Genomic DNA, 17,035 nt, shown 5'->3' on the forward strand with positions numbered 1-17,035 from the left:
TAGTGATGAGCTCCAAGAATTGGACTTAAAACGATAAGATGCCATTTTAATTTTATAAGAACCAACTAAAGCATTTATTCTTCACCGCTGTAACTGCCAAATATCAAATCTTTGAGTTCATTTTTACATCTTTTCAAATCAATTAATTCATCGTGGCTGCTGTGCCAACAACGCCGCATAATCTTGAAAGCAATCAGTGTGCTGTAACTGAAAACCGCTTTGCTGCAAACGTGTCGCATACAGGCGCTTACCCGAAACCTGTTCAGGATATTGCACACTTAAACGAGGTAATTCCAATTGTTGCTGAAACCATACCAGCACTTCATGCAGCGGCAGAGGCTGATGATTACTCACAATATAACTCGGCTGATGCTGCTGTAATTGTGTCAAGTACGTCAAAAAACCTGCCAAGTCATCCGCATGAATACGGTTGCTCCAGTGCGTATTTGGATATACCGTGGTGTTCTGTGCCAGCTTGCACATCCTCGCTACACTGTCTCCATAAATTCCGCTTGGACGAATCACGACACTTTGTTCAGGGTACGCTTGCTGCCAGCGTAGTTCCATCTCTCGCAGCAAACTCCCCTGCGCATCACTCGGTTGGATTAGGCTATCATCATCAATCACCTGCCCTGCATCTTCACCATAAACGCGAGTGGAAGACACCACCACCACTTTTTTGACAGAATGTGAGCGCAGCGCAGCGACAATTGGTGCAACCGAATCAACATAGGTATGCTGATAACCCTCCACACTGCTCTGTTCAGGGCTAAGCAACACATACACCCAGTCAATCGGGGCGAAGGTTGATAAATCTAAACGATGAACATCTTGAACATAATGCTGGGCAAACGGATCGGTTTTCGGGCTACGGCTAATTGTGCTAATCTGGTGTCCTTGTGCAAATAGCTGTTTTGCAACGCGTTGAGATGTTTTACCATAACCAATAAATACAATATGCATGACATGACCTAAGCTGGAGGGACATGGCTTTAATTCATCAATTACAAGGCGTGGGGCAGGCAACCGCAACGCTCTTAGAAAAACTGAATCTTTTCACCACTGATGATTTGCTATTTCACTTACCACGTGACTATGAAGATCGTAGCAGCATTATTGCCATGAACCAACTGCAAGTTGGGCGTAGCTATTTGCTCGAAGGTATCGTGCAGTCGGTTGATTTTCCTGCGGGCAAACGCAAATCTATGGCGGTAGCACTGCAAGATGATTTTGGCAAAGTCACCTTGCGTTTTTATCATATCTATAAAAACCTGACCACGACCCTACAGATCGGGCAACGGGTTCGGGTGTTTGGTGAAATCCGTGTCGGTGCGCGCGGTTTGGAATTGTATCACCCTGAAATTCAAGCAATTCATGCCCATACCCCATTACCCAAAACCCAACTGACTGCGATTTATCCTAGTACCGATGGTTTAACCCAAACCAAGCTGCGCGAATATGTCAAACAAGCCTTACAACAGCACAGTGATGATTTGCCTGAGCTGATTCCCAGCCAGTTTTGCAATGGCTACGCGCTTAAAGATGCGTTGTTTTATATCCATGAGCCACCGCTGAGTGCCAACATGCAACAACTAGCACAGGGCTCACATCCAGCACAGCAACGCCTGATTTTTGAAGAACTGGTGGCACATCAACTCAGTCTGTTGACTCGTCGCGCCTATATTCAGCAAATCCAAGCACCTGCTCTGCCAAGCAGTAAAGTCCTCGCCAAACAGCTTTTGGCTGGGCTACCCTTTAAAATGACCAATGCGCAAAAACGGGTATCTAAAGAAATCGCCGATGACCTCAAACAAAATAAACCGATGCTACGTTTGGTACAGGGCGATGTCGGTGCAGGAAAAACACTGGTTGCAGGCATAGCAGCATGTCATGCTCTCGAAGCCGACTGGCAAGTGGCACTGATGGCACCGACTGAGATTTTGGCAGAGCAGCATTATCTTAATTTTAAACGCTGGTTTGAGCCTTTAGGTTTAAACGTGGCATGGCTCTCGGGTAAACAGAAAGGTAAAGCACGTGTAGCAGCCGAAGAACAAATTGCCACAGGTACGGCACAACTGGCCATCGGAACGCATGCCCTGTTTCAGGACAATGTCAAATTTGCCAAACTCGGTTTGGTGATCATTGATGAACAGCATCGTTTCGGGGTTGATCAGCGTTTGGCACTGCGTAACAAAGGTGATGCACAATACACACCGCATCAACTGGTGATGACTGCAACCCCAATTCCTCGCACACTGGCGATGAGCGCTTATGGTGATTTAGACACGTCAATTATTGATGAGCTACCGCCTGGACGTACCCCGATTCAAACGGTTGCCATTCCGATCGACCGCCGTGAAGAAGTGCTGCAGCGTATTGCCAATAACTGTACTGAAGGCAAACAAGCCTACTGGGTCTGTACACTGGTCGAGCAGTCCGAAACTCTCGATGCTCAAGCCGCGGAAGCGACCTATCAGGAAATTCAGCAACGTTTTCCTGAACTGAAAATTGGCTTGGTACATGGCAAAATGAAAGCCGATGACAAGCAGCGCGTGATGCAACAGTTTAAGAACAATCAATTGCAATTGTTGATTGCCACGACAGTGATTGAAGTCGGGGTCGATGTCCCCAATGCCAGCCTGATGATTATTGAAAATGCAGAACGGCTGGGTTTATCGCAGTTACATCAGTTACGCGGGCGGGTTGGACGTGGCGCTTTAGCCAGTTTTTGTGTGTTGCTGTATAAAACCCCACTGTCAAAAAACGGACATGAACGTCTGTCGATTTTAAGAGAAAGTAATGATGGTTTTGTCATTGCTGAAAAAGATCTGGAGCTGCGCGGGCCTGGTGAAATGCTTGGAACCAAACAAACAGGCGATCTAGGCTTTCGGGTGGCCAAACTGGAGCGCGATGATCATTTGCTCAATCAAGCGCATTATGTGGCACAGCAAATTATGCAAAAGCATCCAGAACTGGTACAGCCATTGCTGAAGCGTTGGCTACCTGAGGCACCGCGCTATGCTTATGTCTAAATTTTCTCGGCTGTTGCGACCTTTATTGAACTGTAGCCTGTGCCAAAGTGATCGAGTGACCCAAGCATCTGTATGTCAGGATTGCTGGCTACAGTTGCCGTGGCTCAAGCAAAACATTAGTCGCCAAGAAATTCAGATTCAGGTGGCTGCCTATTATCAGTATCCGCTTGATCGAATGATTCAACAGTTCAAATACGAGCAACAACTGCATTATCTGCCGTTATTTAATCATATGTTGAGTCAGCTTAAATTCCCCAAAGTTCAAGCCATTGTTCCCATGCCCATTTCACAGCAGCGGTTGATTGAACGGGGTTATAATCAGGCCTTACTTTTGGCAGAGCATTTAGCCAAGCAACTCAATGTCCCAATCTGGCAACCCATTCTACGGCAGGATCAGCAGCATCAAAAAGGTTTGAACCGACTGGAACGACTCAGCAATATTGAACAGCAGTTCGTGGTACAAGCCCCCAGTAAAGTACGTTATCGACGCGTACTGATTGTGGATGATGTCATCACGACGGGTAGCTCAATTCAGGCATTGCATACAAAATTACAGCAACTCGGTTGCCAGCAGATTCATGCGGTTTGTCTGGCAAGTCCGAAAGCCTAATGATGGATTGGAAACTCAAAAATAACCAGCATTTGCGCCACATGAACTGGATAAAACCATCTCAAGATTTACCCAGTCATTTTCTGAAAACAGTTTCAATCAGCTATGCCACAATTTCATTGGCGCTCCATTTCGGTTGCGGCGGCTGATACTGTTCAAACTGGGTCAGCAAAGTTTCTATCTGATCTGACACCAACAAAGTATCGGCAAAACGCGAGTGGGTAAACCCTTGTCTGACCGTCGCTTGGATCATGGATAGCAATGGATCATAAAAACCCATCACATTTAAAAAAGCACAGGGTTTTAAGTGAATCCCCAACTGTGCCCATGTCCATTGTTCAAAAATTTCTTCCAGTGTACCCGCACCTCCTGGCAGGGCAATAAAACCATCGGCAAGCTCAGACATTTTGGTTTTGCGTTCATGCATGTTTTTCACCACATGTAGCTCAGTTAAATGGGAATGCGCCAACTCCCGATTCACCAGTGTCTCAGGAATCACTCCAATAACTTTCCCACCCGCCTGTAATGCGCTGTCGGCCACCACACCCATTAACCCAGAGCGCCCACCACCATAAACCAATGTTTTACCTTGTTGAGCAATTTTTTGCCCAACATCTTGAGCTGTTTGTACAAAAATTGAGTCATTACCTGCTTTAGAGCCACAGAAAATTGCAATTGAATTCATAAAATTGACCTATTATTGATCTGTCGTGCATTAAAAATAAACTAAAGCGATTTTTTTTAGCAAAATAACGAAGTGATCAGTGTTTTTCTGCAATTCCTTGTCTAAAATACACCCACCGTTTTACCCCCGACCTATCCAAGGGAGAAAGACACCGATGCTTGAAGCTTTTTACGCAACAGAGCGTGGGAGTCTCGAAGATGCGACCATTAATGGTGGATTCGACTTACACCCAGAATTAGTATGGATTGATCTGATTGCACCTTCACAAGAGGAGCAACAATGGGTTATTGATGCCTATGAACAGAATCTGCCTACACTCAAATCGCTTGAAGATATTTCATCATCAGCTCGATTCTATCGCGATGATGATGGCATTTTACATATCAGTACTTATTTTTTAACGAAAAATAAAAACTATCAGGTCGATAATGAAAGTGATGAGCAGGATCATATGCTGGCAACGGTACAAACCGTTGCATTTATCTTAAATAAACAGCGCCTGCTTACACTTCGTGGTGAGAAACTGGTGTCGTTTCGTGCATTTCGTGCCCGCGCGCGCCGCAATGATTACGATGTAGACTATAAAGACCCTGTCTGGATTTTACTGGGATTGTTCGAAGCCAAGCTTGATGAGCTTGCTGATATCTTGGAAGATATTCATAAAGATCTAGAAAAATATTCAACCGAAGTTCTCAATAACCACCACCGTGAACAAGTGCTTGACCTTGATGACATGGTGACTCGTTTGGCACAACAAGAAGACATGCTCGGAAAAGCTCAGCTGTGTCTGATCGATTTACGCCGTATTCTCAGTTTTTTGTCACGCCCACGCGCTTTAGGTAGCCATATTTATGATGGTGAAATTCGGGAGATGAGTGAAGATGTACGTTCATTGGTTGAACATACAGCTTTCTTATTCCAAAAAGTACGTTTCTTACTCGATACCACATCTGGTTTCATTAACTCAGAACAAAGCGATACGATTCGTCGTTTCTCGATTTTACCTAGTTTACTCACAGCACCGATGCTGGTCACCAGTCTCTATGGGATGAATACGACTGTTCTACCGTTTGCCCATGGAGATTTCAGCTTTACTGCTGTCTCTATCATTATCGTTGCATCATTTGTTCTTCCAACTGCTTATTTCCGCTGGAAAAAATGGATATAAAAAAAGCATCCTATATGGATGCTTTTTTATACCGCATGATTTAACTCAACAAAATCAGATCATCCTGTAAATGGCAGGCTTCAATAATCTTGAGCATTTTGACTGGAACTGCCTGAAAATGTAGTCCCTTCTGTTCTGGCGTCTGACGTAACCACTGTACCAGCACCGCCAACGCTAACGTATTACCAAGCTGCAATCCTTCCAAATTTACCACCACAGGAAAATGTGCCTGCTGACGAATTAACGCCAAGCCTTTCTGGTAAATTTGCGCTGCATTCTCAAAATTAATCGTACCTGACAGACATAATTGCTGATGTTTAAGTTCAATCACAATGCACCTATCTTATTTTTTCACCGCAGCATCAGCATCTGGTTTAAAGGTCGCAATCGCTTTATCGATGTTGCCACCATTACGTTTTACAGTTGCTGCAAACTGGTTGCGAAATTGCAAGCCCAAGTCGATCCCTGCCACATTAATATTGCGGATTTTCCATTGGCTATTGTTGTCAGTCAACTGGAATGATACAGGGGTTTTTTGCCCTTGGTTAACAAAATCAATTGTTACTACAGGGAATGCACCACCTGTCGCTTTGTAAGGGCGAAGACTATAACTTTGGTTGCTGTATTTTGCTAAAGCCGAACCATAGTTTTGAACCAGGCTTTGACGTAAATTATGTTCAAACGCTGCACGTTGCTGTGCCGTACTGTTTTGTGGTGCGGCATATGTTCCCATCACAATACGAGTGAATGATTGTGCATCGACATATGGGTCAAGGTTTTGTTTCACAATCGCATTAACAGTCGTTGGATTACTTTGCAATTTGGCATGATCCGCTTTTAAACGGCTAATCAAAGCATCTGCAACGCGTTTTACAAACACTGGCGGTGCTTCAGCAGGCGCTGCAAATGCAGTTCCTGCAATCACGCTAGATAAGATGCTTGCTGTAAGTGTTTGTTTAAATAAAGTATTCAACGTCTTACTCCTCTAAATTCTGCTATTGGGTAAATGATGTCTGTGGATCAGCTGTTTGGGTTGGTTCAGAGGCAGTTTTCGTCTCTGCAGCTGTACCTGAAGATGACTTGCCAGACATGCCTGTAATGAACTTGCCAATCAAGTCTTCAAGATCCATCGTCCCTTGAGTATTACTAATCACACCGCCACGTTTGATATAATTCAAACCACCACCTGGTACAATCTTGAGGTATTTTTCCCCAAGCAGACCATTGGTTGCTACCATAATGTAAGCATCTTGATCAATGTTAGTGATGGACTTCATGTTACTCAACAGTTGCTGTTCCATTACTTTTTGTTTTGCAGCATTTGCCTGTTGATAGCTATCACTATAGTGCAGTTCTTCCACAGCATTTTTTTCTACAGTCTGTAACTGAGTCGGATTAAAAGTAGTTTTATTACCATCCAGCTCGAAAGTTACCTTGGCAAGACGAGTTACAGGGTCAAGATCAATGTACTCGACACGCCCAACGGTCACACCACTCATCGTGACTTTAGCTCGCTCTTTTAGACCATTGACATTGTCAAATGTTGCTGTCATTTCATAACTTTTACTTAAGGTACTTCCTGACAAGCCGCTCACTTTCATCGCCAAGAAAAACAATGCCAAGCCGAATAGAATAACAAGTACACCTACGGCCAGCTCACTTGAACGGGACTTCATTACACTCCTCCAAACATGACCGCAGTCAACACAAAGTCACAACCTAAAATACACAAAGATGAATACACCACTGTACGAGTTGTTGCGGTGGAAATACCTTCTGATGTTGGCTCACAAAAATATCCCTGATACACAGCAATCCATGTACAGATCACGGCAAATACCACACTTTTAATGATGCCGTTGACAATATCATGTTGAAATTCTACCGAGTTTTGCATGCCACTCCAGAAAGAGCCTTCATCTACACCCAGAAAATCCACGCCCACCATTTTGCCGCCAAAAATCCCAATTGCGGCAAAAATCACGGTCAGCATAGGTAAACTGGCAATCCCCGCCCACAGACGTGGTGATACAATACGTTTGAGTGGATCCACCCCGATCATTTCCATGCTCGACAACTGCTCAGTAGCTTTCATCAAGCCAATTTCAGCAGTCAATGCAGAACCTGCTCGCCCTGCAAATAACAAGGCCGCAACCACAGGCGCAAGCTCGCGCAGCAAGGTCAACGCTACCATCGTTCCGAGCATGGTTTCGCTACCGACATTCACCAGAATATTGTAGCCTTGGAGGCCCAATACCAAACCGATAAACAGGCCAGATACAGAAATAATCAATAAGGACATCACCCCAACACGGTACATTTGATAAACAAATAAGCGTACCCCGAGTCGGGTTGGCATTGAACAGATAATCTGCAACAACATCAATGTTGCCACACCAATACCATGTACACGTTCAATCACGCGTCGACCCAATAAGGCTATAGCATTCATGAACTTACCTCTTGGCTTAAATATGCCTGATGGCTAAATTGGAAATCGACAGGGCCTTCAGCCTGCCCATTTAAAAATTGTTGCACAAATGCAGAAGGATGTTGGCGTAGCTCATCTGGTGTACCCTCTCCCTGAATTTTGCCTTCAGCAACAATATAGATATAGTCTGCAATCGACATGGTTTCATCTACATCATGCGAGACAATAATCGTTGTCAGGTCTAATGCTTCACGTAATGAACGAATTAAACGGGTCAAGACGCCCTTTACAATTGGATCTTGTCCAGCAAAAGGCTCATCGTACATGATGAGCTCAGGGTCAAGTGCAATGGCGCGAGCTAATGCGACACGGCGGTTCATCCCACCCGATAGCTCAGAAGGCATCAATTGTTCCGCACCGCGTAAACCAACAGACTCCAATTTCAGCGCTACCAGCTCAGCAATCAGATTTTCTGGCAGTTTAGTATGTGCACGAAGTGGAAAAGCAACATTTTCATACACAGTCATGTCGGTAAATAATGCGCCACTTTGAAATAGCATTCCCATACGCGCACGTGCAGCAAACAACTCATGACGCGACATTTCCGACAAATCTTTGCCATCGAGCAGGACACAACCTTGATCGGGGGTCAACTGCCCACCAATCAAACGTAATAAAGTTGTCTTACCTGTACCTGAAGGTCCCATAATGGCAGTAATTTGCCCACGGCGAATACAAAGATTGACATTGTCATAAATGACGCGCTCACCTCGCTTAAAGCTCAGATTCTTGATATCAATCAATGAATCCTCTGGCACAGCTACTGTATTTTTCATAATGGACCAAATTCCTGCTTGATTTTCACAGCAAGTGAACTCTTCATAGGATAGAAGATTTTTAAAATTTACCTATAGATTTTACGTGACGTAGCTTACCATTTTCGCAACGGAAAAAGTTGAAGATTTTATCAGCAGACAATATAAAACTTGTACAAATTTAGTGACTTTATATCAGGTATATATAGATTAAAACAACTTAAAAAATAATCAAGACTTTGATAAATATCACTATTTAAAATTAAATCAAAAGAATTAGAATACTTTACTTCAAATGTTTTTAAATTCATAGAAAATAACTTTTAGTAAAAAAAAGCCAGTTAGAAAACTGGCTTTTTACAATAAATTCTAACGAAAATTAGTCGTTAAATTTACGGCGACGCTCACCATCTTCACGACGAGGACGGTCTGCGTTGAACTCGCGGCGTGGACGTTCTTCACCACCAAAAGTACGTTTTGGACGATCATCGAAAGAACGCTGTGGACGATCACCGAAACCACCTTCACGACGTGGAGCTGGACGATCACCGAAATCACGACGCGGACGATCAGCACCATCACGAGCTGGCTTGTAATCTACACGGTTACCACGGTTGTCATCATTAGAACGCGGTTTGTCACCAAAGCTACGTTGTGGACGATCACCGAAACCACCTTCACGACGTGGAGCTGGACGATCACCGAAATCACGTTTTGGACGGTCATCAAACGAACGTTGTGGACGGTCGCCGAAACCACCTTCACGACGTGGAGCTGGACGATCACCGAAATCACGTTTTGGACGGTCATCAAACGAACGTTGTGGACGGTCGCCAAAACCACCTTCACGACGTGGAGCTGGACGATCACCGAAATCACGACGTGGGCGATCTTCACCACCAAACGCTGGGCGTTCACCACGAGGTTTGTCATCAAAACTACGACGTGGGCGATCATCACCACCTTCACGACGTTTAAAGTTGCTTTCGCCTTCAAAACGACGACCACCACCGAAACCGCCACGACCGCCATCACGACCGCCACGACCACGACCGCCGCCATCACGACCACGACCGCCACCATCACGACCACTACGTGCAGGAGGTGGAGATGGCTCAAGACCTTCGATTTCAGATACACTTAAACGTGCATCTAGGAAGTCTTCTAAAGCGCGAATTTTACCACGTTCACGGTAAGTCGCTAAAGTAATTGCATTACCTGTACGTCCCGCACGACCTGTACGACCAATACGGTGTACATAGTCTTCATTTTTCATCGGAAGACCGAAGTTAATTACGTGTGAAATTGTTGGTACGTCAAGACCACGTGCAGCGACATCAGTAGCAACAAGGATTTTTGCACGACCTTCACGAATACTACGTAAACGACGGTTACGAACTGTTTGTGGCATTGCACCATGAAGTGCAACAACTGATAAACCTGCTTCAGCAAGCTCTTCAGCTAGCATATCGGTATCTTCTTGAGTTGAAGCAAACACAACTGCTTGATCTACTGACTCATCAGATAACCAGTGAGTTAATAATTTTTTCTTGTGTTCAAAGCCATCAGTCCAATGCAATGTTTGAGTGATGTCTGTATTTGTAGAGTGACCTGTTTCGATCGCAATACGCATCGGATCATTCATCATGCGTTCAGCAAGCGTAATAATACGCGGTGCAAAAGTTGCAGAGAACATCAACGTTTGTTTACGGTTAGCCGCTAATTCACCAATTGCTTCTAGATCTTCAGAGAAACCTAGGTCAAGCATACGGTCAGCTTCATCGACAATTAACGAATCAACTTTATCAAGTTTGATTTGACGACGGTTAACAAGGTCAAGTAAACGACCTGGAGTCGCAACAACCACTTGCGCGCCTTTTAATTGTTGGATTTGCTTACCAAAAGGCATACCACCCATGATTGCAGCAACACGAACGCCCTTCATATGGCGAACAAATGCAATCGCATCTTGACATACTTGTTGTGCTAACTCACGAGTCGGAGAAATCACTAGAATTGACGGTTGAGTAATTGCTTTCATACGTTCTTTAAACGGTACGAAAGTTTCTTGATTTGCAAGCGCATTCAAAGTTGGAAGCAAGAATGCAGCAGTTTTACCAGAACCCGTTTGGCTTGATACTAGAAGGTCTTTACCTTCAAGTGCAGCAGGAATAGCTTGTTCTTGTACAGGAGTTGGCGTAGTAAAACCTAAACCTTCAAGAGCCTGTGTTAATGACTCATCAAGGGAAAAATCAGCAAAAGTTTTGCTCATAGAGAGTATTCACCCTGAAGTGGGTGCTCCATTTAATAAATTACAATATGGACATCGGCAAAAAGCGGTACAGCAATTAGAGCTGAAAATATAAGAATTCAGCAGCGATCCGAATAACGACGATGTGGATATAACGCACACATGATTACTGCCGCAAACCTGAAGGAATCGCTTAAGCGATTGGGGCGCGAAGGATATGTCCTCTCTATGGACAAGACGCGCATACAATGATTAGAAGATAATGTTCAGGTAATGAACGAAAATTAAGTGCGTCTGAGAATTATAGCAGAAAATTTTAGAAAGTCACCCTTTTTGATTGGCTTTTATGTCATTAAATTAAAGCATTTGAATTTTATTACAATTTTTAAAATTAAATTTCAAAAATAAGAGATCTTCTGATGTATTGGATGCGCATTATTGCCTGTTATAGTTCAATTCGTGGTTTCTATTACAAACACTCTCTCACCCGAAGCAAGCATTACAGATAAAATGATTGTCATCTATCCAAGCTGATCTATTCAAATCATCAGTCATTCATCAGTGGGAACATTTTTTATTTATAAAATCAGATTTTTTGTTCCCATAAAAAAAGTGACTCTTATGAGTCACTTTTTAAATATTCGTAGATTGATATTCAATCTTATTTAGCTGCATCTGCCCAGGCAGGCACAACAGCTTGCATGAATGGTTTTAACATTTTCATTGAACATGCCAACACTTGACCATTGTCCATAGAGTCTGTACCACCACGCGCGTCTACGACTGTACCGCCCGCTTCTTTCACAATTAACTCACCTGCAGCGATGTCCCATGGTTTCAAACCAAGTTCAAAGAAACCATCGAAACGACCTGCTGCGACATAAGCCAAATCAAGTGCTGCTGAACCTGTACGACGGAATTGTGCACCCGCTTCAGTTACTGCAAGCAATGCATCAAAATGTTGTTTTGCATAAGAAATGACTTGACCATTACGTTTAGCACGGTAAGCATGACCTACAGAAATGAAAGTGCTTTCAAGACTATCACGAACATTTACACGAATACGGCGTTGGTTCATCATCGCACCACGACCACGGCTTGCAGAGAACAACTCATCGCGCACAGGATCATAGATCACACCGTGTTGAGTAATGCCTTTATGTTGTACCGCAATAGAAATACAGAAATGTGGAACGCCATTGATGAAGTTTAATGTGCCATCTAAAGGATCGATGACCCAGCACCAGTCTGCGTCGTGGCCTTTACCTTCTTGCAAACCAAACTCTTCACCTAAGAAGCTGTGATTTTTATAGCTTTTGCGCAATGTCTCAATGGTGAGTTGTTCGAGGTAACGGTCAACACGAGTAACAGGCCCGTCAATGCCCTTTTCTTCGACTTGTAAATCCAGTTTATGACGATTTTGATGCGCTTTTAAAAGCTCTTGACCAACTGTTTCAGCCGCACGCGCAGCCATCACCACCATAGGTTCCATTGAACACCCACTAAAAATACAAGAAGATTTTGACAAAGAATAATGCATAAAAGCGCAGGCATTTTAACAAATCTCTGCGCTTTTTGCTAAAAAATATTTCGAAATGTGTAATCGCTGTAAACTATGCGATTTGTAATACTTTTTTCCAAGTTTGAACAATCGATTGTTCAATACCCCCTGCATCAAGTCCACAATCATGCAGCATTTGTGCATGCTCTGCCTGATGCAAGAAACTATCTGGCAATCCCAAGTTCAATACAGGTTTTACAATTTGTGCTTGTGCCAAATATTCATTGACGGCACTGCCTGCACCCGCCATGACTGCATGCTCTTCAACCGTAACAAACAAACCTGTAGTTGCTGCAAGTTGCTGAATGATTTTTTCATCCAGTGGTTTGACAAAACGCATATTTACAACGGTAACGGCAACATCAAGCTGCTTCGCAAGATTTTCTGCAACTTTCAGGCAAGGCATGACACGACTGCCAAATGCCAGAATACTGATTTTATCGTCATACTGGCTGTTGAGTTCAAGTACAATTTCCGCCTGACCAATTGGCAAAGCAGTCAATTTCTGTTCGATCTCTACACCCACCCCTGCACCACGTGGATAACGTACTGCAGCAGGCCCTTCATAAGCATAAGCCGTATGCAGCATTTGACGGCATTCATTTTCGTCTTTTGGCGCCATAATCACCAAGTTTGGGATGGTACGCATGTAAGCATAATCGTATGCGCCTGCATGGGTTGGACCATCTTCACCAACTAAACCAGCACGATCAATTCCAAAAGTCACATCTAGATTTTGCAAGGCAACGTCATGGACAAGTTGATCATAACCACGTTGTAAGAAGGTTGAATAAATCGCGACTACAGGTTTTAGACCTTCACATGCCATACCTGCTGCAAGCGTCACAGCATGTTGTTCAGCAATCGCAACATCAAAGAACCTTTCAGGATATTGCTTAGCAAACTTCACCATGCCTGAACCTTCACACATGGCTGGGGTAATGGCAAGCAACCGTGAGTCTTGAGCAGCTTCATCACATAACCACTGACCAAAAACATCGGCATATTTCGGGGCTGGTTTTTTCTTTGCAGGAGTGACCATAATGGCTTGTTTCGCAATGGCATGATAAGCAATCGGGTCAGCTTCTGCAGGTGCAAAACCTTTACCTTTTTTGGTATAGACATGCAGTAAACGAGGCCCTTTACGTTGCTTTAAAGCATTCAAGACCTGAACCAATTGCTCAACATCATGTCCATCAAACGGGCCAAAATATTCAAAACCAATGGCTTTAAACAGATTGTCCGCTTCTTGAGTCGCAGACTGATGCAAACGCGAGGTATATGCCCACTCAGGATGCGGTTCAATCACAGCATCGCCATCGGCATTAATATTGACGAATTGTCCTTGTTCCCAAATAGCTGCCAAATGTTTGGCAAAACCACCTGTACTACAAGAGATTGACATGTCATTGTCGTTTAAAATCACGATTAAGTCGGCTTGATGGGCCACTGCATCATTCATGGCTTCAAATGCCATACCTGCAGTCATCGCGCCATCACCCACAATACACACTACATCACGTGGTTTGTTTTGATAACGACATGCCAGTGACATACCAAGACCGGCAGAAATCGCAGTCGATGAATGCCCGACACCAAAGGTATCAAATTCAGATTCTTCACGCGTAGGAAACGCTGCCAAACCATTTTTCATGCGAATGGTGGTCAGCTGCTCACGGCGTCCCGTTAAAACTTTATGTGGATATGCTTGATGTCCAACGTCCCAAATCAAACGGTCTTGCGGAGTATTAAAGCAATAATGTAGTGCAACGGTCAGTTCAATCACGCCCAGGTTTGCACCAAAATGCCCACCACTTTGTCCTGCTGCATACAAGATATATTGACGTAACTCATCCGCCACTTGTTCGAGCTGGCTTTGATCTAGCTGACGTAATTGTTGTGGATGGTCAATCCCATCTAACAATGGCGTAACAGGACGTTGAGTTGGTATTTCTGTATACAACATATGTGGCAAAGCCTTCTAGAGCCTGGCAAATCCTAAGCTAGGTATATTGCGTTAAATCGATAATTCTACCTTATCGAACGTTGTTTTCAATGAGCCACATATCTTTTGATGTAGTCTTACACATTGCTTTTGTCCTAGACAAGGCTGTGATTATCCTGAAAAATGATAGCGATATTCAACTATTATTATTTGCTTTCTACAAAAAAATAATTTGATTGGCGTAATTTTTGTATGTGACTGCTATGAATATCTGATCATTACGCTATACTTTGATCGATTAATTCATGACGAAAGAGTTTGACTGTGCCGATTGCTTTTGTTGCTACTTCTAAACTTCCGACCGCATTTGGCGAATTTCATATTAGCGTATTTCAAGACCCAGAAACGGGCGAAGAACATGTTGCCCTATGGAAAGGTTTGGACATGCCAGCAACTGCGCCTGTTTTGGTGCGTATTCACTCTGAATGCCTCACAGGTGACGCATTTTCATCATTAAAATGCGATTGTGGCCCACAGCTTAAAGCGACTCAGCACATGATTAATGAAGCGGGTCAAGGTGTGATTTTATACTTGCGTCAGGAAGGTCGCGGCATTGGACTCACCAATAAAATCCGTGCCTATGCCTTGCAGGATCAGGGACATGACACTGTCGATGCCAACCTGATGCTGAACTTGCCTGCCGATGCGCGCCGTTATGACATGTGTAAAATCATGCTGGATCATTTACAAGTACACCAAGTCAAATTGATTACCAACAATCCTTTAAAATTGATTGCCTTGCGTGATTTGGGCATTGATGTGGTTGATCGTGTCCCTTTAACAGTTGGCTTAAACCCATTTAACCAGCAATATTTAAAAACCAAACATGACCGTATGTCACACATGTATAAAGAAGATGACTTTTAAGTCACCACATTACACATGAGCCACTTGAGGCAAATCAAAAAGGGCATCACTTGAATGCCCTTTTTTATTCTCAGATGATTAGATCGTCATAGAGAAAATTCGGGTTTGCGGCAGTTTTCGTTTTAAATGCAAGTCAAATGCCATACAGATATTGCGAATAAACGGCTTACCTTGTTCATTGATCTGAATGCCTTGCGGTTGAAGGGTCAACAAGCCATCTTGCTGCATTTCTTCAAGCTGACTCAGCACTTCTGGCAATTCAGGAAATGCCATACTCGGATCTACCCACGAGGTTTGAAAAGTACACATCAAGTTTAAAATATGCTGGCGAATCACCAAATCTTCCTGCGACAGAATATGTCCTTTAAACACAGGAATTTGATTTTGCTCTAAACGCGCATAGTAATCTTCCAGAGTCTTTTCATTTTGGGCAAAGCTATACCAACTGTCACTAATCGAAGATAACCCTAAACCAATCATGACCTTGGTTTTCGATGAGGTATAACCCATAAAGTTACGGTGCAAACTGCCCTGCTGAAATGACTGATACATGCTGTCGTGTTCCAGAGCAAAATGATCCATACCGATTTCATGATAACCATGTGCCAACAAACGCTTTTTGCCTTCTTCGTATAGCGTGCGTTTCACATCATCTTTGGGCACATCCTGATCTTTAAAGCCGCGCTGACCATTGCCTTTGATCCAAGGCACATGTGCATAACTGTAAAATGCCAAACGGTCAGGGCTTAAACTGTTGGTTTTTTCAATGGTGTTCAGCACATCTTCCAGACTTTGAAATGGCAAACCAAAAACCAGATCATGGGAAATCGATTCATAACCAATTTCGCGTGCCCAACGCGTGACTTGCTCGACATGCTCAAACGGCTGAATACGGTGAATGGCTTTTTGCACATTTAAATTATAATCCTGAACCCCATAACTCACGCGGCGAAAGCCCAGATCATACAAGGTTTGCAGATGTTCACGGGTGGTATTGTTCGGATGCCCTTCAAAACTAAATTCGTGCTGTGGTGCAATCTCGGCTTTGGCTAAAATCCCCTGAATCAACTCCGCCAAATGTTCGGCTGAGAAAAAAGTCGGTGTCCCGCCACCCAAATGAATTTCTTTAATCATCGGGCGATCTTGTAATAACTGACAATACAAATCCCATTCTTTCAGAATCGCCTGAATATACGGCTGTTCCATCTCATGGCGCTTGGTAACGCGTTTATGGCAACCACAAAAGGTACATAAACTTTCACAAAATGGCAGATGAATATACAAACTAATACCTTCGCTGGCATTGGATTCATCAAAGGCACGTTTTAAGGTCTGCTGCCAAAGTTCCAGTGAAAATGCCTGATCATCCCAATACGGCACAGTTGGATAACTGGTATAGCGTGGTCCTGGAACATTATATTTTTGAATTAACGAGGTTGTACCCATATTTACTCAACTCTTGGTGATGTTGCTGACCACAACAGGCAAAATTTGGAAAGATTGATCCTAAATGCATGTTTATTCTGATCGGCTATCAGCAAGATTTCAAGCCATAACGACATTGCACAACTGCTATTTTCACGATTAAAACACCATTATTATTCCGACTA

15 protein-coding genes are annotated in these 17,035 nt (G+C 43.6%); 4 read left to right on the top strand and 11 right to left on the bottom strand.

Features of this window, described 5'->3' with window-relative positions; translation table 11 throughout:
* Nucleotides 1-147 precede the first annotated feature (147 nt).
* Nucleotides 148-963: an NAD-dependent epimerase/dehydratase family protein gene (locus E0H77_RS08615; protein ID WP_131376979.1), complete on the bottom strand. Its 816-nt coding sequence runs from the start codon at nucleotides 961-963 to the stop codon at nucleotides 148-150.
* A 23-nt stretch (nucleotides 964-986) separates the two neighbouring features.
* Here E0H77_RS08615 and recG point away from each other — a divergent pair, with 23 nt between their 5' ends.
* Nucleotides 987-3,032: an ATP-dependent DNA helicase RecG gene (gene recG / locus E0H77_RS08620; protein ID WP_131376983.1), complete on the top strand. Its 2,046-nt coding sequence runs from the start codon at nucleotides 987-989 to the stop codon at nucleotides 3,030-3,032.
* The gene (locus tag E0H77_RS08625; RefSeq protein WP_131376986.1) at nucleotides 3,019-3,642 is read left to right on the top strand and encodes a ComF family protein; all 624 of its coding nucleotides are present in this window, start codon (nucleotides 3,019-3,021) and stop codon (nucleotides 3,640-3,642) included. Before recG ends, E0H77_RS08625 begins: the two co-directional genes overlap by 14 nt.
* A 103-nt stretch (nucleotides 3,643-3,745) precedes the next feature.
* Here the strand turns inward: E0H77_RS08625 and E0H77_RS08630 are convergent, their stop codons facing one another.
* On the bottom strand, nucleotides 3,746-4,327 hold the full coding sequence (locus tag E0H77_RS08630) for an LOG family protein (RefSeq protein WP_131376989.1): 582 nt from the start codon (nucleotides 4,325-4,327) through the stop codon (nucleotides 3,746-3,748).
* 154 nt (nucleotides 4,328-4,481) lie between these two features.
* Here E0H77_RS08630 and E0H77_RS08635 point away from each other — a divergent pair, with 154 nt between their 5' ends.
* Nucleotides 4,482-5,495, top strand: a complete 1,014-nt coding sequence (locus E0H77_RS08635; RefSeq protein WP_131376992.1) for a CorA family divalent cation transporter — start codon at nucleotides 4,482-4,484, stop codon at nucleotides 5,493-5,495.
* A 40-nt stretch (nucleotides 5,496-5,535) separates the two neighbouring features.
* Here E0H77_RS08635 and E0H77_RS08640 read toward each other — a convergent pair whose 3' ends face one another.
* The 8 genes from E0H77_RS08640 to dxs all read right to left on the bottom strand — a co-directional run bounded on the left by E0H77_RS08640 (nucleotide 5,536) and on the right by dxs (nucleotide 14,519).
* Entirely contained in the window at nucleotides 5,536-5,826 is a 291-nt protein-coding gene (locus E0H77_RS08640; protein ID WP_131314860.1) for an STAS domain-containing protein, read from the bottom strand.
* A 12-nt stretch (nucleotides 5,827-5,838) separates the two neighbouring features.
* A complete protein-coding gene (locus E0H77_RS08645; protein WP_131376995.1) occupies nucleotides 5,839-6,468 on the bottom strand; it encodes an MlaC/ttg2D family ABC transporter substrate-binding protein in 630 nt (209 codons plus the stop codon).
* A 22-nt stretch (nucleotides 6,469-6,490) separates the two neighbouring features.
* Complete coding sequence (gene mlaD / locus E0H77_RS08650) at nucleotides 6,491-7,171, bottom strand: outer membrane lipid asymmetry maintenance protein MlaD (protein WP_131376998.1); 681 nt, start codon at nucleotides 7,169-7,171, stop codon at nucleotides 6,491-6,493.
* Nucleotides 7,171-7,947, bottom strand: a complete 777-nt coding sequence (gene mlaE, locus E0H77_RS08655; RefSeq protein ID WP_131314863.1) for a lipid asymmetry maintenance ABC transporter permease subunit MlaE — start codon at nucleotides 7,945-7,947, stop codon at nucleotides 7,171-7,173. The genes mlaD and mlaE overlap by 1 nt, the downstream gene beginning before the upstream one ends.
* Entirely contained in the window at nucleotides 7,944-8,762 is an 819-nt protein-coding gene (locus E0H77_RS08660) for an ABC transporter ATP-binding protein (protein ID WP_131314864.1), read from the bottom strand. Before E0H77_RS08660 ends, mlaE begins: the two co-directional genes overlap by 4 nt.
* Before the next feature lie 358 nt (nucleotides 8,763-9,120).
* Nucleotides 9,121-11,013 carry a DEAD/DEAH box helicase gene (locus E0H77_RS08665; RefSeq protein WP_131377001.1) on the bottom strand — a complete coding sequence of 631 codons (1,893 nt, stop codon included), beginning with the start codon at nucleotides 11,011-11,013 and terminating at the stop codon, nucleotides 9,121-9,123.
* Between the two features lie 640 nt (nucleotides 11,014-11,653).
* Nucleotides 11,654-12,484: an inositol monophosphatase family protein gene (locus E0H77_RS08670; RefSeq protein ID WP_131377004.1), complete on the bottom strand. Its 831-nt coding sequence runs from the start codon at nucleotides 12,482-12,484 to the stop codon at nucleotides 11,654-11,656.
* A 121-nt stretch (nucleotides 12,485-12,605) separates the two neighbouring features.
* Complete coding sequence (gene dxs, locus E0H77_RS08675; protein ID WP_131377007.1) at nucleotides 12,606-14,519, bottom strand: 1-deoxy-D-xylulose-5-phosphate synthase; 1,914 nt, start codon at nucleotides 14,517-14,519, stop codon at nucleotides 12,606-12,608.
* Nucleotides 14,520-14,822: 303 nt separating this feature from the next.
* On the opposite strand from dxs, the gene ribA reads away from it, so the two are divergent.
* Nucleotides 14,823-15,425, top strand: coding sequence for a GTP cyclohydrolase II (ribA, locus tag E0H77_RS08680; RefSeq protein ID WP_004754074.1), 603 nt, complete (start codon nucleotides 14,823-14,825; stop codon nucleotides 15,423-15,425).
* 78 nt (nucleotides 15,426-15,503) lie between these two features.
* Here ribA and hemN read toward each other — a convergent pair whose 3' ends face one another.
* On the bottom strand, nucleotides 15,504-16,871 hold the full coding sequence (gene hemN / locus E0H77_RS08685) for an oxygen-independent coproporphyrinogen III oxidase (protein WP_131377010.1): 1,368 nt from the start codon (nucleotides 16,869-16,871) through the stop codon (nucleotides 15,504-15,506).
* Nucleotides 16,872-17,035 lie beyond the last annotated feature (164 nt).

Origin of the sequence: Acinetobacter brisouioides, from assembly GCF_004331075.1 — a bacterium.
Lineage (GTDB): Bacteria > Pseudomonadota > Gammaproteobacteria > Pseudomonadales > Moraxellaceae > Acinetobacter.

What these genes read in the sequence shown, in the direction of transcription:
- E0H77_RS08615 (WP_131376979.1), bottom strand. Translation starts at nt 963, where the DNA reads ATGCATATTGTATTTATTGGTTATGGTAAAACATCTCAACGCGTTGCA.
- recG (WP_131376983.1), top strand. Translation starts at nt 987, where the DNA reads ATGGCTTTAATTCATCAATTACAAGGCGTGGGGCAGGCAACCGCAACG.
- E0H77_RS08625 (WP_131376986.1), top strand. Translation starts at nt 3,019, where the DNA reads ATGCTTATGTCTAAATTTTCTCGGCTGTTGCGACCTTTATTGAACTGT.
- E0H77_RS08630 (WP_131376989.1), bottom strand. Translation starts at nt 4,327, where the DNA reads ATGAATTCAATTGCAATTTTCTGTGGCTCTAAAGCAGGTAATGACTCA.
- E0H77_RS08635 (WP_131376992.1), top strand. Translation starts at nt 4,482, where the DNA reads ATGCTTGAAGCTTTTTACGCAACAGAGCGTGGGAGTCTCGAAGATGCG.
- mlaD (WP_131376998.1), bottom strand. Translation starts at nt 7,171, where the DNA reads ATGAAGTCCCGTTCAAGTGAGCTGGCCGTAGGTGTACTTGTTATTCTA.
- mlaE (WP_131314863.1), bottom strand. Translation starts at nt 7,947, where the DNA reads ATGAATGCTATAGCCTTATTGGGTCGACGCGTGATTGAACGTGTACAT.
- E0H77_RS08660 (WP_131314864.1), bottom strand. Translation starts at nt 8,762, where the DNA reads ATGAAAAATACAGTAGCTGTGCCAGAGGATTCATTGATTGATATCAAG.
- E0H77_RS08665 (WP_131377001.1), bottom strand. Translation starts at nt 11,013, where the DNA reads ATGAGCAAAACTTTTGCTGATTTTTCCCTTGATGAGTCATTAACACAG.
- E0H77_RS08670 (WP_131377004.1), bottom strand. Translation starts at nt 12,484, where the DNA reads ATGGAACCTATGGTGGTGATGGCTGCGCGTGCGGCTGAAACAGTTGGT.
- dxs (WP_131377007.1), bottom strand. Translation starts at nt 14,519, where the DNA reads ATGTTGTATACAGAAATACCAACTCAACGTCCTGTTACGCCATTGTTA.
- hemN (WP_131377010.1), bottom strand. Translation starts at nt 16,871, where the DNA reads ATGGGTACAACCTCGTTAATTCAAAAATATAATGTTCCAGGACCACGC.